Source organism: Corynebacterium halotolerans YIM 70093 = DSM 44683 (assembly GCF_000341345.1).
GTDB classification, from domain to species: domain Bacteria; phylum Actinomycetota; class Actinomycetes; order Mycobacteriales; family Mycobacteriaceae; genus Corynebacterium; species Corynebacterium halotolerans.
Genome location: NC_020302.1, coordinates 2,492,546 through 2,517,833, shown reverse-complemented (window position 1 = coordinate 2,517,833; position 25,288 = coordinate 2,492,546). Strand labels below are relative to the sequence as shown.

At 68.0% G+C, this 25,288-nt stretch carries 22 protein-coding genes, 3 tRNA genes and 1 pseudogene; 13 read left to right on the top strand and 13 right to left on the bottom strand.

Translation table 11 applies throughout. The features are described 5' to 3' along the window. Positions 1-301: 301 nt before the first annotated feature. Positions 302-1,549 (top strand): cation:proton antiporter domain-containing protein, encoded by a 1,248-nt coding sequence (locus tag A605_RS11595; protein ID WP_015401702.1) that lies wholly within the window; start codon positions 302-304, stop codon positions 1,547-1,549. A 485-nt stretch (positions 1,550-2,034) separates the two neighbouring features. Here A605_RS11595 and A605_RS11590 read toward each other — a convergent pair. Beyond that, positions 2,035-2,107 (bottom strand) — tRNA-Lys (locus A605_RS11590). A gap of 355 nt (positions 2,108-2,462) precedes the next feature. Between A605_RS11590 and A605_RS11585 the strand changes: the two genes are divergently transcribed. After that, positions 2,463-3,656, top strand: coding sequence for a L,D-transpeptidase (locus A605_RS11585; RefSeq protein WP_027004260.1), 1,194 nt, complete (start codon positions 2,463-2,465; stop codon positions 3,654-3,656). A gap of 381 nt (positions 3,657-4,037) precedes the next feature. On the opposite strand, the gene A605_RS11575 is transcribed toward A605_RS11585, so the two are convergent. From A605_RS11575 to A605_RS11560, 4 genes and pseudogenes are all read right to left on the bottom strand, one after another. After that, positions 4,038-5,009, bottom strand: a complete 972-nt coding sequence (locus A605_RS11575) for an NAD(P)/FAD-dependent oxidoreductase (RefSeq protein WP_015401699.1) — start codon at positions 5,007-5,009, stop codon at positions 4,038-4,040. Between the two features lie 81 nt (positions 5,010-5,090). Continuing rightward, positions 5,091-5,975: an SDR family oxidoreductase gene (locus A605_RS11570; protein ID WP_015401698.1), complete on the bottom strand. Its 885-nt coding sequence runs from the start codon at positions 5,973-5,975 to the stop codon at positions 5,091-5,093. Positions 5,976-6,128: 153 nt separating this feature from the next. Then, on the bottom strand, positions 6,129-7,013 hold the full coding sequence (locus tag A605_RS11565; protein WP_015401697.1) for a glucose 1-dehydrogenase: 885 nt from the start codon (positions 7,011-7,013) through the stop codon (positions 6,129-6,131). Between the two features lie 228 nt (positions 7,014-7,241). Continuing rightward, positions 7,242-8,126 (bottom strand): annotated as a pseudogene (locus A605_RS11560) (SDR family oxidoreductase). Between the two features lie 409 nt (positions 8,127-8,535). Between A605_RS11560 and A605_RS11555 the strand changes: the two are divergent. Together A605_RS11555 and A605_RS11550 are read left to right on the top strand one after the other, a co-directional pair. Further along, positions 8,536-9,534, top strand: a complete 999-nt coding sequence (locus A605_RS11555; protein ID WP_015401696.1) for an MsnO8 family LLM class oxidoreductase — start codon at positions 8,536-8,538, stop codon at positions 9,532-9,534. A 92-nt stretch (positions 9,535-9,626) separates the two neighbouring features. After that, the gene (locus A605_RS11550; protein ID WP_015401695.1) at positions 9,627-10,208 is read left to right on the top strand and encodes an HdeD family acid-resistance protein; all 582 of its coding nucleotides are present in this window, start codon (positions 9,627-9,629) and stop codon (positions 10,206-10,208) included. A gap of 18 nt (positions 10,209-10,226) precedes the next feature. On the opposite strand, the gene A605_RS11545 is transcribed toward A605_RS11550, so the two are convergent. Beyond that, positions 10,227-10,589 (bottom strand): MmcQ/YjbR family DNA-binding protein, encoded by a 363-nt coding sequence (locus A605_RS11545; protein ID WP_015401694.1) that lies wholly within the window; start codon positions 10,587-10,589, stop codon positions 10,227-10,229. Between the two features lie 240 nt (positions 10,590-10,829). On the opposite strand from A605_RS11545, the gene A605_RS11540 reads away from it, so the two are divergent. Further along, a complete protein-coding gene (locus A605_RS11540) occupies positions 10,830-11,633 on the top strand; it encodes an alpha/beta fold hydrolase (protein WP_015401693.1) in 804 nt (267 codons plus the stop codon). Between the two features lie 132 nt (positions 11,634-11,765). Then, entirely contained in the window at positions 11,766-12,728 is a 963-nt protein-coding gene (locus tag A605_RS11535; protein WP_015401692.1) for an NAD(P)-dependent alcohol dehydrogenase, read from the top strand. Positions 12,729-12,743: 15 nt separating this feature from the next. Here A605_RS11535 and A605_RS11530 read toward each other — a convergent pair whose 3' ends face one another. The 5 genes from A605_RS11530 to A605_RS11510 form a co-directional block, all read right to left on the bottom strand. Next, the gene (locus A605_RS11530; protein WP_015401691.1) at positions 12,744-13,307 is read right to left on the bottom strand and encodes a hypothetical protein; all 564 of its coding nucleotides are present in this window, start codon (positions 13,305-13,307) and stop codon (positions 12,744-12,746) included. 95 nt (positions 13,308-13,402) lie between these two features. Then, positions 13,403-13,475 (bottom strand) — tRNA-His (locus tag A605_RS11525). Between the two features lie 49 nt (positions 13,476-13,524). Then, entirely contained in the window at positions 13,525-14,193 is a 669-nt protein-coding gene (orn, locus tag A605_RS11520; protein WP_042440512.1) for an oligoribonuclease, read from the bottom strand. 15 nt (positions 14,194-14,208) lie between these two features. After that, complete coding sequence (gene cmrA / locus A605_RS11515; protein WP_015401689.1) at positions 14,209-15,009, bottom strand: mycolate reductase; 801 nt, start codon at positions 15,007-15,009, stop codon at positions 14,209-14,211. Positions 15,010-15,082: 73 nt separating this feature from the next. Beyond that, positions 15,083-15,856, bottom strand: coding sequence for an NAD(P)H-binding protein (locus A605_RS11510; protein WP_015401688.1), 774 nt, complete (start codon positions 15,854-15,856; stop codon positions 15,083-15,085). Positions 15,857-16,058: 202 nt separating this feature from the next. Between A605_RS11510 and A605_RS11505 the strand changes: the two genes are divergently transcribed. After that, positions 16,059-16,595 carry a hypothetical protein gene (locus A605_RS11505; protein ID WP_015401687.1) on the top strand — a complete coding sequence of 179 codons (537 nt, stop codon included), beginning with the start codon at positions 16,059-16,061 and terminating at the stop codon, positions 16,593-16,595. 80 nt (positions 16,596-16,675) lie between these two features. Here A605_RS11505 and A605_RS11500 read toward each other — a convergent pair. Beyond that, a tRNA-Arg gene (locus tag A605_RS11500) sits at positions 16,676-16,749 on the bottom strand. A 183-nt stretch (positions 16,750-16,932) separates the two neighbouring features. On the opposite strand from A605_RS11500, the gene A605_RS11495 reads away from it, so the two are divergent. From A605_RS11495 to A605_RS11470, 6 genes are all read left to right on the top strand, one after another. After that, positions 16,933-19,050 (top strand): bifunctional copper resistance protein CopD/cytochrome c oxidase assembly protein, encoded by a 2,118-nt coding sequence (locus tag A605_RS11495; RefSeq protein ID WP_149029434.1) that lies wholly within the window; start codon positions 16,933-16,935, stop codon positions 19,048-19,050. A gap of 141 nt (positions 19,051-19,191) precedes the next feature. After that, positions 19,192-19,890, top strand: coding sequence for a single-stranded DNA-binding protein (locus A605_RS14855; protein WP_015401685.1), 699 nt, complete (start codon positions 19,192-19,194; stop codon positions 19,888-19,890). A 53-nt stretch (positions 19,891-19,943) separates the two neighbouring features. Next, positions 19,944-21,614, top strand: a complete 1,671-nt coding sequence (gene ettA / locus A605_RS11485; protein ID WP_015401684.1) for an energy-dependent translational throttle protein EttA — start codon at positions 19,944-19,946, stop codon at positions 21,612-21,614. A 308-nt stretch (positions 21,615-21,922) separates the two neighbouring features. Then, positions 21,923-22,372: an acyl-CoA thioesterase gene (locus A605_RS11480; protein ID WP_015401683.1), complete on the top strand. Its 450-nt coding sequence runs from the start codon at positions 21,923-21,925 to the stop codon at positions 22,370-22,372. Further along, positions 22,369-23,007 carry a DUF8185 domain-containing protein gene (locus A605_RS11475; RefSeq protein ID WP_015401682.1) on the top strand — a complete coding sequence of 213 codons (639 nt, stop codon included), beginning with the start codon at positions 22,369-22,371 and terminating at the stop codon, positions 23,005-23,007. The genes A605_RS11480 and A605_RS11475 overlap by 4 nt, the downstream gene beginning before the upstream one ends. A 93-nt stretch (positions 23,008-23,100) precedes the next feature. Next, positions 23,101-23,967: a tryptophan-rich sensory protein gene (locus tag A605_RS11470; protein WP_015401681.1), complete on the top strand. Its 867-nt coding sequence runs from the start codon at positions 23,101-23,103 to the stop codon at positions 23,965-23,967. A gap of 31 nt (positions 23,968-23,998) precedes the next feature. On the opposite strand, the gene chrA is transcribed toward A605_RS11470, so the two are convergent. Next, positions 23,999-25,219 (bottom strand): chromate efflux transporter, encoded by a 1,221-nt coding sequence (gene chrA, locus A605_RS11465; protein WP_015401680.1) that lies wholly within the window; start codon positions 25,217-25,219, stop codon positions 23,999-24,001. Positions 25,220-25,288: the final 69 nt, after the last annotated feature.

Here is a 25,288-nt window from a genome sequence, read left to right as displayed (position 1 = left end):
GACCGGCTGCTTACCGACGCCCGCGGCGGCCCCGGCCCGTCCCGGTGGGCGTCATCTTCAGGAGGACCTCCGGGCAGGCGGGCAGGGGTGACCAGGCATGCGCAGAAGACTGGTGAACGCGGGCGGTTCAGTACTCGTGTGCACGAGAGCGAAATGTTCAGAAGCCCTGTCCACAAAAGAGCAGCAGAGAAGGGACAGACCCAAGGTCTTCACCGTCGCGATATCCAGCTCTCGTGGGGCCGGAGCCGTATGGGGCCTGCAATAGGTGGTGGGCGGGGATTAGGTCAGCGATAATGCGTTCATGGTGATCAATCTGGTGCTGGCGCTGTTTTCCGGGGTGCTATTGATCCTGTCGGCGTTTTCGAGGCTGTTCCAACGGGCCAGTTTGCCCGGGCCGGTCCTGGCGTTGGCGTCCGGGGTGTTGATCGGCCCGTTCGGCCTGGATCTACTACGGATCGAGGACTTCGGTCTCCCCGCCGGGACCCTGTTGGAACAGGCGGCCCGGATCACATTGGCCATTGGGTTGACCGGGGTCGCGTTGCGGTTACCGCACGGCTACTGGCGTAGGAACGTCCGTTGGTTCCTGGCGGTCATCGGGCTGGGGATGGCCTTGATGTTCGTGGTGGCGACCGGGGTCCTCTGGGCGCTGTTGGGCGTTCCGTTCCTTATCGCCCTGTTGCTGGGAGCCATCCTGACCCCGACTGACCCAGTTGTCACCACTCCGATTGTGACGGGGTCCTTGGCTGAGGAGAAGATCACCGAGCGGGTGCGGCACAATCTCTCGGCCGAGAGCGGGATCAATGACGGGGCGGCCTACCTGTTCGTTTTCCTGCCGGTTCTGCTGATGACAGAACCAGGCCAGGCCTGGCATGGCCTGCTCACCAGGGTGCTGTTGTGGGAAGTGCTGGCTGGCGCCGTATTCGGGGCGCTGGTCGGTTGGCTGCTGGGCCGACTGTTCGTGGTGGTGAAGGACAAGGGTTTGATGGAGGAGAGCTCCTACCTCGGATTCCTCATTCCGCTGGGCCTGGCAGTGTTGGGGGCCGGGAAGCTGCTGGGTTTCGATGCGTTGTTGTCGGTGTTTGTGGCCGCCGCGGTCTTCGGGCAGACCATCCCTCAGCGCGATGAGGAGCAGGAGGATAGAGTGCAGGACGCCATCAGCCGCCTGTTTCTGCTGCCGATCTTCATCCTGCTCGGGATGGCCCTACCCCTGGACGCGTGGGTGAAGTTGGGGTGGATCGCCGTGGTGGTCCTTGCCGTAGCTGTTCTGGGGCGCCGACTCGTGACGTTGTGGCTGCTGAGGCCACTGCTCACCAAGGTGCATGATCTGCCGGAGACCTTCTTTCTCAGCTGGTTCGGGCCTATCGGCGTCTCTGCCCTGTTCTACGCAACGCTGGCGGAACGTCACACCGGCAACCACGAGATCTTTGTCTACACCACCTTGGCGGTCACTATTTCCGTTGTCGTCCACGGCATCTCCACTGTGCCGATGAGTACGTGGCTCCGCCGCCAGGAGCCGGAGCAGAAAGAGAAGCAGGACACCCCCGCCTGACCCGCTCGCCATCCCGAACCGGGTGCGCCGAAACCTTCCTCATCAACGGCCTATGTCGTTTTCAGAAGTCCGCTGCACGAAGTGCGCGTGGTGATCGAGGAGTTCAACACGCGAGTGGAAGCATTCCACCATCACGTGCACACCGAGCAGAACGACTGAACCGGGTCGGATCGTGCCGTGTCAGGCGTTCGTCACCGCCCGGCCGGTCCCGGAGCTGGAGGTCTGGCGTCGACCCCGGGCGAATGTCGGACGATCGGTCGCTCGGTGAGAACGGGAACCCGAAAGCGTGCGCGACCGTGAGCATGCTGCCGGTGGCCGTTGCCGTGTACAACGGCCAGGGTTCGTATGTGATCGGAAACCGGGGCAGCCGGTTCGGTCATGGGACGGTGGGGCGCGGGCATGGCGGCTGCTATCCGGGCCACTTTTGTCGCAAAGAAAAACCGGGCCGGGGAGATCGTGAAGATCTCTCCGGCCCGGTCTTATTGTGCGCCATCAGGGAATCGAACCCCGAACCCACTGATTAAGAGTCAGTTGCTCTACCAATTGAGCTAATGGCGCTCAGTGTTGTCTCTTTCGAGCCGCTCGGGCTCTCTCGGCAACGAAGAAAAATATAGCAGGCATTCCGACGACTAGTAAAATCAGCTGGTCAGTGGATATTTTCAGGGGGTGGATGAAGCGGTTGGCCCACCTGTCACCCCAGCCCGCTTCAAGGCGGGGTGGGTAGGGCGGAAAGGGCGGTGACGTCCTGAGGCAGGCACCACGCCCCGCTGTGCGCACCCCCACCCCGTAACGATTCGGTAATGCTGCCCACCGCCTGCGCTTCCGGATCTGGTTGTGGCGTTAATTCAGGATACGGTGGGAGGGTACGAATATTTCTGATTTGAGGGTGACAGTGAACTTCAGTGTTTCTCCGATGAAGGGGATTGTGGCCGCAGCGACAGCAGTGGTGCTGGGGGCGGCCGCACTCACCGGGTGCACCATTGACCGTCCCTCCGCGGCGGCCGACGCATCCCCGCTGACGGGGGAGCAGGCCTCCGTGGAGGCCGAGGATCTCGCTCCGGAGGTCTCCGTCGCCGACGGGGCGACTGACGTGGATCCCTCGGAACCGGTGACCGTTACCGCCCGCGGGGAGGGACTGTCCGAGGTCACCATGACCAACGAGAGCGGCGGCGTGGTCGAGGCGAGCCTGTCGGCCGACTCGCGGACCTGGATCACCGAAGAGGTCCTCGGATACAACCGCACCTACACCATCGAGGCGACCGACCGGAACGGTACGAGCACCACGACGGTGTTCAGCACCGCGACCCCGGCCGCGACGACCGGCGTGGCACTGTCCCCGCTGCCGGGATCCACGGTCGGCGTGGGGCAGACCATCGCCTTCCGCTTCAGTTCGGTGGTCGACGACCGGCAGGCCGCCCAGGACGCCATCACCATCGAGACCTCCCCGCAGGTCGAGGGCGGCTTCTACTGGCTGAACAACCGGGAGCTGCGCTGGCGCCCCAGGGAGTACTGGGAGCCGGGCACCGAGGTCTCCGTCTCCGCGGACATCTACGGCGTGGATTTCGGCGGTGGTCTCTACGGTTCCGAGGACAACGCCACGAACTTCACCATCGGTGACCGGGTGGAAACCGTGGTCGACGACGCCACCAAGACCATGACCGTCTACCGCAACGGTGAGGAGCTGCGCACCATCCCGGTGTCACTGGGGCGGGACAATGCCACGTGGGCCACCCCGAACGGCATCTACATCATCGGCGACGAGCACGAGTCCATGATCATGGACTCCACCTCTTTCGGCCTGGGCTACGACGAGGGCGGCTACCGCACGCCGGTGAAGTACGCCACGCAGATGTCCTACTCGGGCATCTTCGTCCACGCCGCCCCCTGGTCGGTCGGTGCACAGGGCAACACCAACACCTCCCACGGTTGCATCAACGTCACCACCGAGGCCGCCGCCTGGTTCCAGGACGTGGTCAAGCGCGGCGACATCGTGACGGTGAAGAACACCGTCGGTACGACACTGTCCGGTTACGACGGCCTGGGGGACTGGAACATCCCCTGGTCCGAGTGGAGCCAGGGCAACGCGGACGAGACCTCCGCCTGGTGATCTGAACCGCTCCGGTTCATGCCCCGGGCACGATCGGGGCCTGTTCCGCGCTTGAGTGGCCGAGAAGGCCCCTGGGTCTGTGGATGACGCGAAGTTCTCCACGGAGGAGCAGGATGGCCAGTTGTATCGGAGACTCCCGTCGCAGATACTGTGGTCTTTGGTTTTACGTCGAGATCAGGTCGTCGAAAGGGGATCTGATCTCGACCAATCGGGTCGAAACCGGATCCCCTTTCGACGACGTGATCTCGAACTTGGCCCGGGACCGCACCCGGATCGAACCAATCCAACCAGGCGAGAACCCGGCCCGAAACTTAGCGGGTGTTTCGCGAAACACCCGGGGCATCGCCATGTCCGGACCGGAGCGCGGGTTCTTGGCCCGGTCTATCCGGCGGTGAACCTGCGGGCGGGCGGGGCCGGGGTAGGCACATCCTCGGAGGTGGCATGGCCGCGCAGGGACGTGGCGCAGGCGATGCCGGCAGAGGCACCTTGGCCGATCGCGATCGGCACCAGCTGCAGGCCCGGGGTGATGTCACCGGTGGCATAGATTCCGTCGACGCTGGTGAGCTGGAAACCGTCGACGATGATCTGCCCCTCGTCGTCCAGATCGCATCCCAACTGAGCGGCGAGACTGTTGGTGGGGACGTGGGCATAGGAGAAGAAGATCTTGGAGCCTTCCACCACGGTCCCGTCCGCCAGGCGCAGACCCTGCAGGGCCCCAGGGTTTCCGACCAGGGCCTCGGCCGTCCCGACCACGATCTCGATGCCGTGTTCATCGAGTGTCCTGCACTGGGTCCGGTCGAAGGTCGGGTGCTCGGTATCAGTGACGAGCCGCACGGTCCTGGCCCAGTCGAGCAGCTCGGAGGCGTAGGCCGGTACGTGGGCGCCGGCACCGAGCACGATCACATCCTGGTCCCGGGCGGTGAGCCCGTCGCAGGCCGGGCAGTGGTGGATGTCGGTGCCGTAGTGGTCGTCGAATCCGGCGATCCGCGGAAACCGGTCACGCACCCCGGTGGCCAGCACGAGACGGGCGGCGGTCACCCGGTGAGTGCCGTCGACGGTGGCGCAGAACCGACCGTCCTCGTCACGGTGCACGGCGTTCACTGTCCCGTGACGGAGAAGGACCTGGGGGTACTGCTCCAACCCGGCACGGGCCTCGGCGAGCAATGCCTCAGGAGTGATCGGGTCTCGCCCCAGCAGGCCGTGGGCGAAATCGGCGAACCGGTTGCGGTGCTGTCCGGCGTCGATGACCAAGGTGGAGCGCTGATACCTTCCCAGCCAGGTTGCGGCGGACAACCCGGCGGGCCCACCGCCCACGACGAGGACATCGACGGTGGTGGGAAGGTCAGTGTTCATCGAGCCTCTTCTCGGAAGGACTCCGGGAAGCCGCAGCCGCTGCGCTCCCGGGGGTCCGGTGTTTCCGTGCGGACAAGCGGGTCAGGGGGTCGGCGTGCCACCGGTGACGGCGAGGGTCTCGCCCATGACGTAGGAGGCCTCGTCGGAGGCGAGGAACACGTAGGCGCCGGCCAGCTCCGCCGGCTGTCCGGACCTGCCCAGAGAAGAACTCTGGCCGAAGGAGGTGATCTTCTCCTGCGGCTGGCCGTGGCTCGGCTGGATCGGCGTCCAGATCGGGCCGGGAGCGACAGCGTTGACGCGGATGCCCTTGGGAGCCAGCTCCTGCGCGAGTCCCTTGCTCAGGTTGTTCATCGCCGCCTTAGTCATCGCGTAGTCGAGCAGGGTCGGCGACGGCTGGTAGGCCTGGATCGATGAGGTGAAGATGATCGACGATCCCGGCTCCATGTGCTCCAGGGCCGCCTTGGTCACCCGGTAGGAGCTGTAGATGTTGGACTTCATGGTGGCGTCGAAGTCCTCGTCGGGAATGTTCTCGATGCCCTCGTGCCAGATCTGGCGGCTGGCATTGTTGACCAGGATGTCCAGGCCACCGAAGGCCTGGACGGTCTCGTCCACGATCTTCCGGCACTGCTCAAGCTCGCAGAGGTCGCCCGGGAGGGCCAGTGCTTTCTGACCGGCGTCCTCGATGGCCTTGACAATGCGCTGTGCGTCGGGCTCCTCCTCGGGCAGGTAGGCGATGGCGACGTCGGCACCCTCGCGGGCGAAAGCCACGGCCACGGCGGAACCGATGCCGGAGTCGCCGCCTGTGATCAGGGCCCGGCGGCCCTTGAGGCGGCCGTTGCCCTGGTAGCTCTCCAGACCGATATCGGCCTGAGGTTCGAGGTCGCGGTCCAGGCCCGGGTGGGGCTGGGTCTGCTCCGGGGGAGCGATCTTGGGGTGCAGGGTGCGGGGGTCGTTCAGGGGAGACATGTGTTTGTTCCTCCTCGAAGTCGAGGTCATAAACGTTTTGTTATTCCTGCACCACCCGAGCGTACTCAAATGCCGCTGTCAGCGACGCGCGTCACAGTGACCGTGCGTGCGCCTGGAGCAGGCGCTCGGGGCGCAGGATTGGGACGGGGAGGCCTAAGGCGTCAGCATGCCACCGGTCACAGCCAGGGTCTCGCCCATGACGTAGGAGGCTTCGTCGGAGGCGAGGAACACGTAGGCGCCGGCCAGCTCGACGGGCTGTCCTGCACGGCCGAGGGGGGCCATCTCGTCGAACTGGGTCAGCTGTTCCTGTGGCTGGCCGTGACTCGGCTGCAGGGGAGTCCAGATCGGACCAGGGGCCACCGCGTTGACGCGGATGCCCTTGGGGGCCAGCTCCTGCGCGAGTCCCTTGCTCAGGTTGTTCATCGCGGCCTTGGTCATGTCGTAGTGCAGCAGGGTCGGGGTCGGCTGGTACGCCTCAATGGAGGAGGTGAAGATGATCGACGAGCCCGGCTCCAGGTGCGCCATCGCGGCCTTGGTCACGCGATAGGAGCTGTAGATATTGGACTTCATCGTCTTATCGAACTCATCGTCCGGGATGTTCTCGATGCCGTCGTGCCAGATCTGGCGGCTGGCGTTGTTGACCAGGATGTCCAGCCCGCCGAAGGCTTCGACGGTCTCGTCCACGATCTTCCGGCACTGCTCGAGTTCGCACAGGTCGCCGGGCAGGGCCAGGGCCTGCTGGCCGGCGTCCTCAATAGCCTGGATGACACGCTGTGCGTCGGGCTCCTCCTCGGGCAGGTAGGCGATGGCGACGTCGGCACCCTCTCGGGCGTAGGCGATGGCCACGGCGGCGCCGATGCCGGAGTCGCCGCCGGTGATCAGGGCCCGGCGGCCCTTGAGGCGGCCGTTGCCCTGGTAGGTCTCCAGGCCGATGTCGGACTGAGGTTCGAGGTCGCGGTCCAGGCCGGGGTGGGGCTGGGTCTGCTCGGGCGGCTCAACCTTCGGGTATCGGTTACGGGGGTCGTTCAGGGAAGTCATCTAACGGTCCCTCCTCACGGTTGTACGTTTCGGTGTAACTGCCTGCGCCACCCGAGGGTAGCCGTCTCCCCCGTTCTGAGAGCCGGACGAAAAACTGATATAATTTCGGACTTCGCGCTCAGGGGGGGCTTCTTGACCACGTCTGCTCGGCGTAGGTCAGAGGCATGGAACGGGAGTCGTCGTGCCGGGATCGGGCAGGTGCGGCGCACCGCCCGAGTAATGTCCGATCTACGGCGTCAGCATGCCGCCGGTGACATTCAGGGTTTCGCCCGTGACGTAGGAGGCCTCGTCGGAGGCCAGGAACACGTAGGCCCCGACGAGCTCGACGGGCTGTCCGGCGCGTTCGATCGGGGCCTCCTCGTCCACCGAGGGAATCTGGTCCTGCGGCTGGCCGTGGCTGACCTGCATGGGCGTCTAGACCGGACCTGGGGCGACGGCGTTGACACGGATGCCCTTCGGCGCCAGCTGCTGGGCCAGTCCCTTGCTGAAATTGTTCAACGCCGCCTTGGTCATGGAGTAGTCCATGACCAGGGGAGAGGGCTGGTAAGCCTGGACCGAGGAGGTGACGATGATCGACGATCCCGGCTCGAGGTGGGGCAGGGCGGCCCTGGTCACCCGGAAGGTGCTGTAGATGTTGGACTTCACGGTGACGTCGAAGTCCTCATCGGGAATGTTCCCGATGCCCTCGTGCCGGACCTGGTGGGCGGCGTTGTTGACGAGGATGTCCAGCCCGCCGAAGGCTTCGACGGTCTCCCCGACGATCCTCTCGCACTGCTCCAACTCGCGCAGATCCCCGGGCAGGGCCAGGGCCTTCCGGCCGGCGGCCGCAATGGCCTCGATGACACGTCGGGCATCCGGCTCCTCCTCGGGCAGGTAGGAGATCGCGACGTCGGTGCCCTCCCGGGCGAAAGCCACGGCCACGGCGGCACCGATGCCGGAGTCGCCACCGGTGATCAGGGTCCGGCGGCCCTGCAGGCGCCCATTGCCCTGGTAGCTGTCCAGCCCGAGGTCGGCGGTGGGGACCAGCTCGCGGTCCAGGCCCGGCGGCTGTTGGGTCTGCTCCGGTGGGTCCACCTTCGGGAACCTGTTCCGGGCGCGGTTCACGGAAGACATGGTGACGGTCCTTCCTCGCGGAAATAGGCCTCAGGTCAGCTTCCTGCTCCATCCCAGGGTAACGAAAGCCTTCAGTCCGTCGCGGTGGCCGTCGGGCGGCGGGGACCGCTCTACATGATGATCACCAGGTCGAAGATCCTGGCGAAGAGGGAGCGGACGGATCCGAGCAGGCCGGGGTCGTGGATGAGGGGGTCGAACATGGAGTTTCTCCGTTCAGCGGTGATCGTGGTGGAAATCGTGGCGGCTCCACGGTGTTCGTCCGGCACGTCGGGCGGAAACACCACTTCTCAGGGGCGCCATCTCCCCTTGTCCCGGGGTTGTTGACGTTACCGAACACCGGTGGTCGGTAACAGGGTGGCACCGGGGCCGCGGCGGATCTCCCGCGAGCCCGGGCTGGTAAGGATGGGGTATGGTCGCCGTCCCCAAGAATCTGCACTTTTCCCTGCTCGACCGCGCGAACAGCAACGCCGGAGCCACCGACGCCGCGGCGCTTCAGGCCGTGGTCGACCGGGCCCGGCACGTCGAGGATCTCGGTTACCGGCGCATCCTCGTCGCCGAGCACCACGGCGTGCCCGGCATCCCCGGCTCCACGCCCGCCGTGCTCGCTGCGGCGGTGGCCTCAGCGACGACGTCGATACGCGTGGGCACCGGGGGCATCATGCTGCCGAACCATCAGCCGTTGATCGTCGCGGAGCAGGTCGCCACACTGGAGGCCCTCTACCCGGGGCGCATCGACGCGGGCATCGGCTCGTCGGTGGGGTTCACCGAGCCCGTGCGCAAGGCGCTGCGGCAGCGGGATCCCCTCGGGAGCAAGGCCCGGTACCCCGAGGACCTGGAGGAGATGCTGAGCTTCCTGCGTGGCGACGCCGCGATCACCGCCCGCCCGGCCAACGGCGCCGCCACGCCTGTGTACCTGTTGGCCGGTTTCCGGTCGGCCATGCTGGCGGCGCGGAACGGCCTCGGCGTGATTCTCGGCGGCCCGTCGCTCTTCGACCGCAGTCTCGGGGTGCACGAGGGGTTGCGCCGCTACCGGGAGGAGTTCGTCCCCTCGGCGTTCCACGGGACGCCGCACGCCATCGTCTCGCTCAACATCGCGGTGGCCGACACCGAGGAGGCTGCCCGTGACCTGCTGATCCCTGAGGCGTGGGCGCAGGTGAAGGCGCGGGCGACCGGTTCCTTCGGCCCCCTGGAGCCGGTCGCGGAGCTCGACGAATCGCGGCTGACCGGCCGGGAGCGCCAGCGCCTGTCGGAGCTGCTGGCGCAGTCGGTCTACGGCACCCCCGCACAGGTGGCCGTGCAGCTGCGCGATCTGCAGGCGTTCACCGGCGTTGACGAGGTATTGGTGACGGGCGGGATGAGCGACACCGAGGGACAGCGGCGGTCGGACACCCTACTCGCGGAGATTTGAGCTGCGTCGGGCAACCTCAGGGATTAACATGATAGTGACGTGACACGGAAATCGGTGATCACCGGTTTCCCGCCCAGGAGAGGGGGCATCCCATGCCCGGACACCAGCCCACCGCGCCGCTGGCGGAGCTGCGTTCCACCGGATTCGCCAGCCTGCTGCTCCGGGGCATCCTCGCGGTGCTCCTCGGGGTGATCATGCTCATCGCCCCGGGGTTGAGCGTGGGATACATCGCGGTATTCCTCGTCGTGGTCATCGGCCTGTGGCTCATCCTCGACGGGATCGCCTCCTGCCTGCTGGCCTCCCGGGAGCGGAAACATGACCGGCGGGGCTGGGGCTGGACCCTCGCAGGTGGTGCCGTGGCGATCCTCATCGGTTGTCTGGCGCTGATCTTCCCGTTGAGCACCGCGCTGGCCGGAGGCACGCTGGTCCTGTGGTTCCTGGCCGCCGGCCTGATCCTGCGGGGCGCGCTCGAGCTCGGCGACCGCCGCCTGGGAGGGCGGGGCACCGCCATCGGGATCGTCAACATCCTCTTCGGTTTCTTCATCGCCGTCATGCTGCTGCTCAACCCGGCCGCCGTGCTGCTGGCGATGGTCTGGGTCGCCGCGGTCTACGGCATCGTGTTCGGCGTGCTCAGCATCGTCGTGGCCTTCCGGGTGCGCGACCCCCGCCGGTGAGCCGGGGTTTTCCTCCGTTTAGGTGGAGGACATCGGCTTGAGCTCCTCGGGCGCCCGGATCTCCCAGGCGTCGGTGAGCAGCTGGGTGAGCTCCTCGGGGTCGATGTGGGCCAGGCGCACCAGGATGATGGGGCGGCCCTCGTAGGACGGGGTGATGAAGTACTTCTGTGACTCGGCCATCAGCAGCATGTCCTGCTCGTCGATGTCGCGCACCCGGAACGCCAGCACGGTCTCGTTCTCACGGAGGCGGGCGAACATCCGACCGGCCACGGAGAAGGACGGGATGTCCTCGATGGTCTCCTCGATGACCTCGGGGAAGGACGTGACGATGCGGCGGACGTCCGCGGCGGTGCTCATGGGTGATGTCTCGTCGATGTTCATGGTCGGGGCCTCCTGACGTTCCGCGTTTCCAGCTGTCGCGCCCCACCTTATCGCGGGTGTGGCGCAGGCCATGTCATCCGTGTCCGGATGGGCGCCGAGGTCTGTGGGACGATGTTCGGCGGATCCACTGTTTTCGGGACAGAAAGCAACTAGGCTCGGGGGCATCACCGACACGCGTCGGATGTCCCCTTATCCGGCGCCCGTGACCCCCGTGGCACCGACCCGAGGAGGGCAGGGCACATGTCCGAGCACGTGGAGACCGCTTTCGGCGATACGGTCGCCTTCGACCGGTACGGAGGGCAGGGCCCGGGCCTGCTCTTCGTCGCCGGCGCCGGACCCTGGCGGGAGACCGACCCCGTGACCACCCGCACCGCCGAACTGCTGGCGGAACAGGGGATCGCCGCCATCGTCTACGACCGGCTGGGCCGCGGGGAATCCCAGGTGGAGGGAATCCCGATCACCCTCGACCGGGAGGTCGCGGCCGTCGAGGCGTTGCTGGGCGAGCTGCCCGGCCCGACGGTGCTGTGCGGCCACTCCTCGGGAACCGCGATCGGGCTGTACGCCGCCGGCCGCGGGATGCCGGTGGCCGGGCTGGCGCTGTGGGAGGGACCCTTGTCCCCCGATGAGGGCGGGGCCGTGGAGTGGGCGGTCGAATTCGGCCGGCTGCTCGACGCCCGGGATCTGACCGCCGCGCTGCGCCACTTCATGCGCGACATCCCCGTCGAGCTGGTCGAGATGCTCGAGGCCTCCGCCTCCTTCCCGGTCATGGTCGAGCAGGTCGACAGCCAGCGGCCGGACGCCGACGCCCTCGCGTGGGCGAAGTCCGCCGCGCACGAGGAGCTCTTCGGCTCCGTCAGCGTGCCGGTGCTGGCAATGGTCGGCGAGCAGACCTATCCCGAACTGGTCGAGGGCGCCGAGTGGATCGCCGGCTCCATTCCCGATGCCCGGTGGAAACGCGTGCCCGGTGCATACCACACCTGGGAGCCCGGCCCCATGGCCGCGGAGCTGGCGCAGTTCGTCCGTACCGTGTCGCAGGCGGGGTGATCTCCGTGCCTGTCGGCGTCCGGTCCGCTGTGTAGGCTCGGCCTCAAAGCGCAGGGGCGTGACGGGCGGCGGGTACCCGCAGCAGGCCCCGGATGCCGCGGACACCGCCCCTTCTTCCGCCAGGAGACGATGATGAGGACGATCGTCCACACCGACTACCGCACCGACTCCCTCCACCTCGAGGAACGTCCCCGACCAGGGATCGCCCCGACCGAGGTGCTCGTGCGCGTCGCCGGCGCCGGGGTGGACCGCGGCACCTGGCACCTGGTCACCGGCACCCCGGCGCTGATCCGCCTCGGCTCGGGCCTGCGGCACCCCCGCCAGCCCGTGCCGGGCAGCGAACTGTCCGGCACGGTCGAGCGCGTCGGGGAGAAGGTCACCCGGTTCGCCCCCGGCGACCACGTCTTCGGCGTCGGCCGCGGCACCTGGGCGGAGTACGCGGTGGCCGCCGAGGATGGTCTGGCCCCCGCCCCGGAATCCTCCCCGCTCGCCGATGTCGCCGTGCTCGGCGTCTCCGGGGTGACGGCCTTCGGGGCGGTGGGTGCGGCCCGGGTGCGCGCCGGGTCGACGGTGCTCGTGCTCGGCGCCAGCGGCGGCGTCGGCACGCACGTGGTCCAGCTCGCGACGGCCCGCGGCGGGTTGGTCACCGCGGTGTGCAGTGGGGCGAAGGTGGACGTGGTGCGCGGGCTGGGCGCCCGGCGGGTGCTCGACTACGAGAAGGGCGAGGATATCGACGCCGGGGACTTCGACGCCGTGATCGACCTGGGCGGCAACCGTTCCCTGAGCACGCTGGCGTCCTACCTGACCAGAGGCGGCACGGTCGTCATCGTCGGCGGTGAACAGGATGGCGGCGGCCTGCTCGGCGGATACGGGCGTCAGCTGTCCGCCCCGGTCGTCGGCACGCTGACGGGGCGTCGCCTGCGGGGGCTGACCTCGGCGACGCGCGCGGGTGAGCTGGCGGAGCTGGCCACGCTCGTCGACGCCGGGCAGCTGCGACCGGTGGTCGACCGCCGCCTGCCGCTCGAGCGGGCCGGGGAAGCGCTCCGACTGCTGGAGCAGGGGAAGGTCACCGGCAAGATCGTGCTGACGCCGTGACGGCCACGGCCGTGCTCAACGCCGGCCGGTCAGGCTGAACCGCGCCCCGCACCCGGGGCAGGTCAACGACGCGAACAGCTGCAGCAGCACGGCCGCGAGATCGGGCCGCTCGGCCTCGACCGCCCGGTACAGCTCGAGCTCAGGGCCGGCGAGTGAATCCGGGGCCGCCGGCCGGATGTCGTGGACGACGCCGTTGACGATCACCAGCGCCAGCCGCCCGGCCCGGTGACGCAGGAGCAGCAGCCGCCCACAGGCGGGGCAGGGGACAGTCACCTCCCCACCCATGAGCCGGGTCAGCAGCGGGTACCACCGGCCCCCGCCCACGAAGACCTCGACCGCCCGGACGGCGGCGAGTGATTCCACCCAATCGCTGACCTCAGGCAGCCGCAGGCGGGAGGCCAACTCGAGCCACCGTAGGTCATCGTCGGTGATGTCCCCGCGGCCGATACTGCGGGTGCCGAGCAGCTCCACCAGCCGGGACAGGGCGGCCCGGGCGAGGTCGGTGTCGTCCCGGCGGGCGAGTCGGCACAGTTCACCGGGGTCCGACAACCCGGCGACGTGATTCTTCCGGAGCACCATGCCCACAGTCTGGCAGACGGTGCGGGCGGGTGGGGCGGAAATGACGGGGGCCCTGCCCGGAACAGATGTTCCGGGCAGGGCCTCCGCTTCTTGGGGGTGGCTGACGGGACTCGAACCCGCGACACCCAGGATCACAACCTGGTGCTCTACCAGCTGAACTACAGCCACCATCGCTGCTCAAACGCAGCGGGATTAAGACTAACCCATGGACGCGAAATTACAAAAACCGCTGGTAGCGCTCGTCGGCCAGGCGGGCGGACTCCGCTGCCTCCGGCGAGGCGGGGCCGGGGGAGGGCACGAAGACGGCGCGCCGGTAGTAGTCGAGTTCCCGGATCGACTCGACGATGTCGGCCAGCGCCCGATGGGCCATGCCCTTGGCCGGCTGGTTGTAGTAGGCCTTCGGGAACCAGCGCCGCGCCAGCTCCTTGACCGAGGAGACGTCCACCATGCGGTAGTGCAGCGCGGCGTCGAGACGCGGCATCTGCTCGTGGATGAAGGCGCGGTCCGTGGCGATCGAGTTGCCCGCCAGCGGCGCGGGGTGCTCGGGGCTGCAGTGCTCCGCGATCAGCTCGAGCACGGCGTCCTCGGCCTGCGCCATCGTCACCGTGGATTCGCGGATCTGGGCGGTCAACCCGTTCTCGTTGTGCATGTTGGCCACGAAGTCGTCCATCTGCGCCAGCTCCTCCTCGGTGGCGTGGACGACCAGGTCCACGCCCTCGCCGAGGATGTTGAGGTCGGCGTCGGTGACCAGGGCGGCGACCTCGACGATGACGTGGCGCTCCAGGTCGAGGCCCGTCATCTCCAGGTCCACCCAGACCAGGCGGTCGTGCTTGGCGGGCGTGTCATTGACGGGTGTCGCCCGGGCAACGGAATCGGTCGTGGTGATCTCTTCGGACACGTGTCATCCCATCCTCTTGTAGAAGTTGCCGATCACCGGGGCCAGCAGGCCCGTCGGCGCGTACGCGGAGACGAAGTTCATCGCCTTCGACAGCGGGCCGGGCACCACCCGGCGCCGGTTCCTCGCCATCGCCTCGAGCGTCTCACGCGAGCAGGACTCGTAGGTCGTCCACAGGAAATCCGGCACCACCTTGTCCACGATGGACTTCTCGGCGTCGGGGATCTCCGCCTCACGCACCGGGCCCGGGGCCAGCAGGGTGCAGGTCACACCGGTGCCCCTGAGCTCGTAGTGCAGCGCCTCGGTGAAGGCGTTCACCCCGGCCTTGGTGAACACGTAGGTCGCGTTGTTCGGGATCGCCACATTGCCGGCCGCCGAACCGACATTGCAGACCGCACCCGTGCCGCGGGCGACCATGCCCGGCAGCACGGCGCGGGTCAGCCGGTGCACGGCGGTCGCGTTGAGGTTGAACTGGTCGACCTCGTAGTCCCAGTCCTGCTCGAGGAAGGGGCCGAAGCTGGCGATGCCGGCGGAGTTGACCAGGATGTTGACCTCGCGGGCGTCGATACGCTCGATCAGGCGGCTGACCTCGTCGTGCTTGCTCAGATCGCAGGCGAAGACCTCGGCGGTGACGCCGTGGGCGCTCTCGAGTTCGCGGGCCAGCCCGGCGAGGACGTTCTCGCGCCGGGCGACGAGGATCAGGCTGTGGCCCATGCGGGCCAGGTCACGGGCCATCGCCATCCCGATGCCCTGGCTGGCACCGGTGACAAGGGCGCGGGTGTCCGCGCCGGGGGAGGGCAGGGGCATGCGTGTTCCTTTCATGCGCAGGTTAAACCTCTACGCTAATCGACGCCGCGCGACAGTGCCGCAGCGCCTCTGCTCAGGGCCCGGACCGGCGCAGACGGTCCAGATCCGTGAGAAAGCGGGTGGGCTCGTGCTCCAGTGGCAGGCCGATGAGGTCGTGGACGCCGTCGATGCTGCCGGCCGGGTCCACGTCGGCGCGGTTGAAGAGCAGGTCCCAGTCGTCCACGGATTCCCCTGGGCCGGAGAAGAGCTCCACCGTGCGGAAGTTCGCGGAGTCCGTGAGCACCGACTCCACCAGCGTCTTGGCGATGTGCCGACGGGAGACCCCACGCCTGGCGTTCAACGGGGTGCGGTCGCCCTGCTCGAGGATCGCTCGGTCGTCACCGGGGGAGTGGCCGTCGAACCAGCCCGGACGCACGATCGTGTACGGCAGGCCGGAGGCGCGGAGGAGACGCTCGCCGCGGCGGCGCCACTCCAGGACCTCGGCCCAGGCTGGAATGTTCTGTGTCACGGAGATCGCGGACATCAGACTGACGTGGGGGCGCCGCTCGCCGAGCTGCTTGAACGCCTTGACGACGGCGGCGATGACGCCGTAGTTCACCTCCTCCGGGGAGGAGTCCTTCCCGTGGGTGAGGATCACGGCGTCGACACCGTCGACGACCGCGGTGACCGCGGCGGGATCCGTGCCCTCGGCCTCGAGGATCTCCAGGCCCTCCCGCTCGCCGAGGATGCGGTGGGCGCGGCCGGCGCTGCGGCTGGTGGCACGCACCGTCAGCCCGCGGTCGAGTGCTGCATCGACAGTGAGGCGGCCGTTGGAACCCGTGGCGCCGATGATCGCGACGGTGGTCATGCCGGTGGTGCTCCTTTCGGTCTGGCGTGCGCCCCAGGGTAGGTCGAAGGCGGCCGCGTGGCCGGGGAGCGCCGTCAGGGGGATGAAAACCGGCCGCTGCCGAGAGTCTCCTGAGCACGCGGACAGCAGGGAGACCAACCTGTTGCCGAACTGTTCCCGGAACGCATCCGAACACGCGGACGGGTGGGTATAGGTTGGCGGCATGAGCAGGACCATCCGCGCACTCACGTCCATGACCGTGGCAGGCGTAGTCGCCCTGTCCGGTACCGGGATCACACACGCCCAGTCCTCTTTCCACGAACCGTTCTCCGCCGGATCCGTCCTCAGCGCTCCCCCGGAAGACCCGGCCCCGCACAGCGGGACGGTCACGCGTCTGGAAACCGCGTTCGTGGCCCTCCACGAGCACACCGGAGTGCCGGTCAGGGAGGAGTTCCAGCGCAACGCGCAGGAGTACGCCGATCTCGGTGCGGCCGGCGAACTCGAGTACGTGCCAGTGTCCGACGGCTCTGCCGAGGGGATTTTCTCCGTCTTCAGCGCCCCCGGCGAAGATGAGTTCTTCGCCTTTGTCTGGCGGCTGACACCCGAACAGGCAGGGGTGTGGGCGGAAAACCTCGAGGCCGAGCTCTCCGGGGAACCGGGTGAAGAGGTGCGCGAAATTTTCCGGACCGGCAATTACGCCGCCGCGAGCGACGGAGAGCACATCTATATCGCCTTCTCGGGCGCGGCGCTTCCCCAGTGACCACGGAGCGGTTCCGGGGCCGTCGGGCGGTGCGGCCGCGGGCCGGAGGACCGGCCTGCCCCGGCCCGCGGACGAAAAAGTGCCCCCAGCAGGATTCGAACCCGCGACCAGCCGGGTAGAAACCGGATGCTCTAATCCACTGAGCTATGGAGGCATGGACGATTCACGTGTGCTTCGTCCGACGCGATAGTTTAGCGCAACCCGCGGAGGAAACCCGAAACCCGAATGTGATTCGTGTTATTTTTCCTTCCTGCATCCTTCCCGCCGTCCCTTCCGCCCTGCTCAGCCGGTCTCCTGCAACTATGTCCGTGGGTGGTGGGGAAGTAGGGTGAAGGGCATGGCTGTCACTCAGGACGCGAACCCGGCGGGGACCGGGACGACGTCGCAAAGCACGAACGCGGCCGACCATCCCAGGGAGCGCGTGCGCTCCACGTGGCCGCTGTACCTACTGTTCTTCGTCGTGGCCGGCCTGATCGGTGCGACGATCTCCTACGCCTTCCTCACCGAGTCGCTGACCGCGCTCGGTATCCCGGACCCGGGTTTCGTGACCACCTACGGACTGCCGTTCTTCCGCGCCGTCGGCTGGATGCTCGCGGCGCTGGCGGTCGGTTCCTTCATGTTCGCCGCGTTCTACATCTCGCCGCGGGTGCCCGAGGGCGACAACGACCGGCTGATCAAGGCCCCATTGAGCGTGGACGGGCACCTGGCCTCCCGCACGGGCGCGGTCTCGGCGCTGTGCTTCGGGCTCGTCGCCCTGCTGATGATTCCGCTGGTGCTCTCCGACGTCTCCGGCACCCCGTTCGTGCAGACCCTGCGGCCCGACGCCTTCGGGGTGGCCCTCGAGCAGGTGGCCACCGCGCAGGCGTGGGGCGTGGTCGCCGCCATCGCGCTGGTCACCGGCATAGTCGGCCTGTTCCTGCGTAACTGGGCGAGCCAGCCGCTGCTGATGCTGGGCGCCATCCTGATGATCGTGCCGCTGGCCATGGAGGGGCACTCTGCCTCCGGCGGTGACCACGACTACGGCACCAACTCCTACCTGTGGCACCTGGTCTTCATGGTCGTCTGGGTCGGCGGTCTCATGGCGCTGGTCGCCCACGGTCGCCGCCTGGGCCCGGATCTGGACGTCGCCCTGCGCCGCTATTCGGCGGTCGCCCTGTTCTCGATCATCGTCATGGCGGTCTCCGGTCTGGTCAACGCCGGCATCCGCATCGAGTTCTCCGACTGGTTCACCACCCGTTACGGCCTGATCATCGTGGCCAAGACCGTCGGGGTGATCGTCCTCGGCGTCTTCGGCTGGCTGCACCGGGCCTGGACGATCCCCAAGGTGCAGGCCAACCCCCACGACCGCCGACTGTTCCGCCGGGTGGCCATCGGCGAGGTGCTCGTGATGGCGGCCGTGACCGGCGTGGCCATCACCATGGGGCGCACCCCGCCGCCCCCGCCGCGCGATCCGAACCTCTCGCCCATGGCCGTCCAGATCGGTTACGAGCTGACGGAGGAGCCCACCTTCCTCAATGTGTGGACCATGTGGCGCTTCGACCTCCTCTTCGGCACCATCGCCCTGCTCCTGGCCGCCGGTTACCTCTACGCGGTGTGGCGGGCCCGCCGCGCGGGCAGGGACTGGGCTACCTCGCGTACCGTGTGGTGGCTGCTCGGGTGCGCGTCCCTCGTGCTCACGATGAGCTCCGGTATCGGCCTGAACATGCCGGCGTCGTACTCGATGCACATGCTCGGCCACATGATCCTGTCGATGGTCGTCCCGCTGTTCCTGGTCTTCGGCGCCCCGCTGACCCTGCTGATGACGGCCTTCAAGTCGGGCCCGCCCGGCAGGCCCGGCATCCGGGACTGGGCGTACGCCTTCACACAGAGCCGACTGCTGCGGATCATCAGCAACCCGGTGGTCAACCTCGTCCAGTTCCTGTTCTTCTTCTACGTGATGTACCTGATCATCCCGCTCTACGAGCTGATGATCTCGGAGCACGCCGGGCACATGATCATGAATGCGATCTTCCTGGTCTCGGGGTACTTCTACTTCTGGGAGGTCGTCGGGCCGGATCCGATCCCGCACCGCCGCCCCACCCCGGTGCGCCTGGCCGTGCTGTTCGTCTCCATGCCGGTGCACCTGTTCCTGGGTGTCTACCTCATGCAGCTCAACACCGTGATGGGCCAGGAGTTCTACGAGTCCCTGTTCCTGCCGTGGAACCCCGACCTGCTGGTCGATCAGAAGGAGGGCGGTGGCATCGCCTGGGCCTTCGGTTCCTTCCCGTTGGCGATCGTCTTCGCCAGGCTCGCGCTCGACTGGCGCCGCGAGGACAAGGCGGAGACGAAGGTCTACGACGACAAGGTCGCCCGCGGCGAGGACGACGAGTTCGAGTCCTACAACCAGATGCTCGCCCGCATGAACGCCGGCGGGGAGCAACGGGACGACTACTACAACAAGGAGTTTGGCAAGTAGGGACCGCGCGCGGACGCCGGATCTGTGGACAGAGGGGAGTTATCCACAGGCCGGCGTCCGCTGCGGTTTACGGCCCCGGGGGAGCGTGGCAGGGTTCGCGGTGCAAGACAAGACCGCACATCACTCAGGGGGAAGAACACCATGCCACTGCTGCCGATCACCATCACCGGAAACCTGACCAAGGACCCGTGGCTGAAGAAGCTCCAGTCGGGCAACTGCCTCGGAAGAATGCGGGTGGCCGCCAGCCGCCGGATCCGCGACGAGAACGCGCCGAGCGGCTGGCGCGACCTCGACAACCTGTTCATCAACGTCGAGTACTGGGGGCAGCTCGCCGTCAACGTCAAGAAGTCCCTGACCAAGGGCATGCCCGTCCTCGTCACCGGGGTCCTGCTCACCCACGAGTGGACCGATGAAAAAGGGGAAATGCAGCAGCGGATCATCCTGCGCGCCAGCCAGGTCGGTCTCGACCTGGCCCGGCACGTCATCGGTTCGAAGAAGTCCGAGCCGACCGAGTACAACGTGGACAACATCCCGCTGCCGGATGTCGAGGACCGCCCCGAGCTCTTCGACGAGATCCAGGCCGGGACACAGGAGCCGGCGCCCAGCTCGTTCGAACGGGGACTGGCCAGGCCGGTGGACACGAATCTCCTGGGGCAGCAGCCGACCGCTCCGGGACAGCAGCCCGAGGAGGTCGGTACTTCCGTCACGGACGCCACCGCGGACGGTGCGGCGGAGGGTGCCACAGCAGATTCCGACCCCGCGTCCGGGGAGGAGAACGCCGAGGCAGGGCGGGAGCCGGTGGGTGCCGGTGCGGAGCAGGGAGGCGGGCCTCCGTTCTGAAACCGGTGATGTACCCTTTGGGGTGACTTAACGTTCCACAACAAAGGGGAATCATGGGCGAATTCATCTACACGATGAAGAACGTGCGCAAGGCCATCGGTGACAAGGTCATTCTCGACAACGTCACCATGGCCTTCTACCCGGGTGCCAAGATCGGCGTGGTCGGCCCGAACGGCGCCGGCAAGTCGTCGATCCTCAAGATCATGGCCGGCCTGGATCAGCCGTCCAACGGCGAAGCCTTCCTCGACCCGGGCGCCACCGTCGGCATCCTGCTGCAGGAGCCGCCGCTGAACGAGGAGAAGACCGTCCGCCAGAACGTCGAGGAGGGCCTCGGCGAGATCTTCGAGAAGAAACAGCGCTTCGAGGAGATCGCCGAGGAGATGGCGACCAACTACACCGACGAGCTCATGGACGAGATGGGCAAGCTCCAGGAGGCCCTCGACGCCGCCGACGCCTGGGAGGTCGACTCCAAGATCGAGCAGGCCATGGAGGCACTGCGCTGCCCGCCGTCGGAAGCCCCGGTCACCCACCTCTCCGGTGGTGAGCGCCGCCGCGTCGCGCTGGCCAAGCTGCTGCTCTCCGAGCCGGACCTGCTGCTGCTCGATGAGCCCACCAACCACCTCGACGCCGAGAGCGTCCAGTGGCTGGAGAAGCACCTGGAGAACTACCCGGGCGCTGTCCTGGCCGTCACCCACGACCGTTACTTCCTCGACAACGTCGCGGAGTGGATCTGTGAGGTCGACCGCGGCAAGCTCTACCCCTACGAGGGCAACTACTCCACCTACCTGGAGAAGAAGGCCGAGCGCCTCCAGGTCGCGGGCAAGAAGGACCAGAAGCTGCAGAAGCGGCTGAAGGACGAGCTGGCGTGGGTCAAGTCCTCCCCGAAGGCCCGCCAGGCCAAGAACAAGGCCCGTCTGGAGCGCTACGAGGAGATGGCCGCCGAGGCCGAGAAGTACCGCAAGCTGGACTTCGAGGAGATCCAGATCCCCACGCCGCCGCGCCTGGGCAACAAGGTCGTCGAGGTCGAGGACCTGGAGAAGGGCTTCGACGACCGCATCCTGATCAAGGACCTGTCGTTCACCCTGCCGCGCAACGGCATCGTCGGCGTCATCGGCCCGAACGGCGTGGGCAAGTCGACCCTGTTCAAGACGATCGTCGGCCTGGAGGAGCCGGATTCCGGCACCGTGGAGGTCGGCAGCACCGTCCAGATCAGCTATGTCGACCAGAACCGGGAGAACCTGGACCCCGAGAAGACCGTGTGGGAGATCGTCTCCGACGGCCTCGACTACATCCACGTCGGCCAGAACGAGATCCCCTCGCGCGCCTACATCTCCTCCTTCGGTTTCAAGGGCCCGGACCAGCAGAAGCCGTCCAAGGTGCTCTCCGGTGGTGAGCGCAACCGTCTCAACCTGGCGCTGACCCTCAAGCAGGGCGGCAACCTGATCCTGCTGGATGAGCCGACCAACGACCTGGACGTCGAGACCCTCGGTTCCCTGGAGAACGCCCTGACCAAGTTCCCGGGCTGCGCCGTGGTCATCTCCCACGACCGTTGGTTCCTGGACCGCACCTGTACCCACATCCTCGCCTGGGAGGGCAATGTGGCCGAGGGCCAGTGGTACTGGTTCGAGGGCAACTTCGGTGACTACGAGAAGAACAAGGTCGAGCGCCTCGGCGAGGACGCCGCCCGCCCGTCGCGCGTCACCCACCGCAAGCTGACCCGCTAGTCGCCTGACCGGCCGGTCTCCCTGCAGTGACAGCCCGCCACCCCGGCCGGGGGAGGCGGGCTGTTGCCGTTGGGTGGGGCCGTGGCCGGGAACGGATTCCCCGCGGCAGGTGCCGGGGAGAACGTCCCCCCAGTCGCACGCGGGGGCACCGGAGATGCCGTTCCCGGGGGCGTGGTGGCGAAACTCGGTGGAGGCCTCCCTGCCCGGTGGCCTGATTACGTATAGATTGGACGCAGAAACCTCGCCCCATGTGCGCCCGGGGCGGGGCACATTTTAGTACCACCCCGGAAGAGGAACGTCCCAGCCACATGTTTTCCGATAACAATCCTGCCCTCCACGTGTCCGCCGTGCCGGTCCGTTGGTCCGACTTCGACCGCTACGGTCACCTGATGAACGCCAATTACGTGGAGCTCGCGCAGGAGGCGCGACTGCAGTTCGCGAACGACGAGTTCTACGCCAAGGGCCACGACTTCGCCGTGTTCGTCCGCCACATCGACGTCGATTTCCTGCGTCCGGTCATGCCCGACACCACTGAGGTGCGGGTGGAGACCCAGGTCGTGGAGATCGGCAACACCTCCTTCACCACCCGTCAGGAGATCAAGGACCGTCAGGGCCGCGTGGCCTGCGTGGTCGAGTGCGTGCAGGTGACCATCGACATGGACACCTCCCGTCCGCGTTCCATCACCCAGCAGGAGATCAGGATTCTCTCCCGCGCGCCGGAGGCCGAGGGGATCGAAGCTGCCGAGTCCGAGCAGTGATCGCCGAGTCGCTGCGCGTCGACGCCGGCGCTCCCGGGCTGCAGGCGCTCGTCGCCCGGGCGGTCGGTCTGGACGCCTCCGCCTCGGCGCGGTTCAGGCAGCTCACCGAGGACTCGGTCGACGTCTTCGTCACCACCCCCTTCGAGGTGGTCGCCGCCCGCCGCATCCGGGGAGCAGCCTCCCGCGACGGGGCGGTCGTCGCCGCGTCGGATCTGCTCACGGCTCTGGAGCACGACGTCGAGGAGATCGGCCCGGCCCGGGATCCGAACTGGCCCGGCGCCCTGCCTCCGGCGGAGGGGTTCCGACTGTTGGACACCCTGCCCGTGACGGTCGTGCGCGAACTCGCCGACCAGGGTCAGGCCCTGGCGCGCCAGTTCTCCGGTCCGCTGGGTCCGCCGGCGAGCCTGCTCAACCAGTCGGTCATCACCGTGACCGGGGAGGGCGGGGAAGCCGGCGGCACGGCGGAGATCCCGATGCGCATGATCTTCACCTGCACGTCGCTGGGCCTCATCCCGGGCTTCGCGGCCCCCATCGACATCCCGCGGCACCTGCGGGTGTCCACGGTGGGGCGCTGGGTGCGGATCGACGCCCCCTTCGGCAGCGTGTACCGCTCCAGCGGGCTCGCGCTCTTCTGACCGTCCCCTCACCGCGAAGCTGGGACGGCCGCTCCGGGAAGCGTGGCGGCCGTCTCACCCTGTCCCTAGGCTGGGCCGCAGGAGGTGACCGTCATGAGTCAGGAAACAATCCGACCGGTCAAGTGGACTCTGCCCATCATCACCCTCGTCGGTGTCGCCGCCGCGATCGTCACCGCGTTCTTCGGCAGCGGAGCGCTCGGCGGGACCCCCGTCAGTGAGGCCGCCGGTGGCGCGCTGTCCGCGGACGCCACCCCGGTGGCGCCCGCGGGTTCCGCGTTCAGTATCTGGAGCGTGATCTATCTCGGCCTGGCCGCCTACGCGCTGTGGCAGCTGACGCCGACGGCGCGCCGCTCGTCCCGGCAGCGGGCGCTGCGGCCCTGGGCGCTGTTGTCTGCGCTGCTCAACGCCGCCTGGATCTGGGCGGTGCAGTTTGACCTGCTGATCGGCTCGGTCGTGGTGATCGTGCTGCTGCTGGCCGTGCTGATCCGCATCATGTTCATCCTGGGCGCCCCGCGCACGGGTGGCTGGCTCGAGGTCCTGCTCGTTGACGGCACCTTCGGGCTGTACATGGGCTGGGTGTCCGTGGCCACGCTGGCCAACACCTACGCCCTGCTGGTCGCCGAGGGTATCGAGCTGTTCCGGGGCATCCCCCTCGGCGTCGTCGGTATCGTCGTCGCCGCCGGCATCGGGGTGGCCACCGCGTTGATCAGCCGGGGGCGCATCGCCCCCGGCCTGGCCACCGCCTGGGGTCTGGCGTGGGTGGCCGTCGGCCGCACCGAGGGGCAGTACGAGTCCCAGGTGCTGGTGTGGACGGCCGCCGTCGCCGCGGCCGTCGTCCTGCTCGTGGCCGTGCTCACGCGGGTGCGGTCCGGCGCCAGGATCGTTCCGCAGGCCACGGCGGACGCGACGGCGCCCGAGGAACGTTCCGGTATCGTCGCGCGCCCGGTCCGGGGCAATTGAGCCGGCGCACCCCCATGACTGACCGGGGCGTCTACCACAGGACCCACCCGGCGAGGGCGGCGAAGGCCGCGACCGACCAGGGCGGCAACGCCCACCGCGCCAGCCCGAGCCAGCACAGCGCGGCGATCGACAGGGAGGCGACACCGGTCACCCCGTGGGTGAGGACCGGATCCCAGAAGGCGGCGGCCAGCAGCCCGACGACCGCGGCGTTGACACCGGTGAATGCCGCGCGCAGGTAGGGGGAGTGGCGCCAGCGGCCCCAGAAGTGGAGGCCGGCGGTCATCAGCAGCGCCGACGGCAGGAAGATCGCGATGGTGCCGAGTACCGCACCCCCGACGGCGCCGGCGACCCCGGGCCCGCCGTCGATCGAGCCGAGGTAGGAGGCGAAGGTGAACAGCGGGCCGGGCACAGCCTGGGCGGCGGAGTAGCCGGAGAGGAACTCGGCCTCCGACATCCAGCCCTCGGCCACGGTCTGCTGCTCCAGCAGCGGCAGGACGACGTGCCCACCGCCGAAGACGAGCGCGCCCGTCTGGTAGAACGCCGACGCCCGGGTCAGGAACCAGCCGCCGACCACGGCCGCGCCGGCCCACAGGCCGATCAACAGGACGAAGAAGGCCACGAGACTGACCCCGGCGGCACGGGTGCTCACCGGCCGGATCTCGTCGAGCTGTTCAGGGTCGTCGTCCTCCCCGCCGCCGTCGGTTTCCCGGGAGCCGCGGAGCAGCAGCACGCCGAGCACCCCGGCGGCGAGGATGACGGCGATGTGGGTCCAGGTCGAGGGGACCGCGAGCACCACCAGCCCGGCGGCCACCGCGATCGTCGCCGTGAGTCTCGTGTCCGCCAGCTTCCTCGCCATTCCGGACACGGCGTGGAGGACGACGGCCACCGCCGCGGCGAGCAGTCCCCGGATCCACCCGGCCTCCGGATCGACGCCGAAGTGCCCGAGCAGCAGGGCGAAGACCACGAGTGCGGCCGCGGACGGCAGCGTGAACATCACCCAGGCGACCAGCATGCCGGCCCAGCCGGCCCGGTGGTAGCCGAGCGCCATGCCCACCTGGGAGGACGCGGGGCCGGGGAGGAACTGGGCGACGGCGACGATATCGGCGTAGGAGCGCTCCGACAGCCACCTGCGCCGGGCGACGAACTCCTCCCGGAAGTAGCCGAGGTGGGCCGTGGGTCCGCCGAAGGCGGACACCCCGAGCACACCGAAGGAGCGGATGACCTCGCCGAGCCGGTTGTTGTTCTCGTTCACATGCGGGATGTTAGAGTGCGTCAACCCGAACCGCAGTCCGGGCGGAACCACTGTGAGAGAATCAATGGA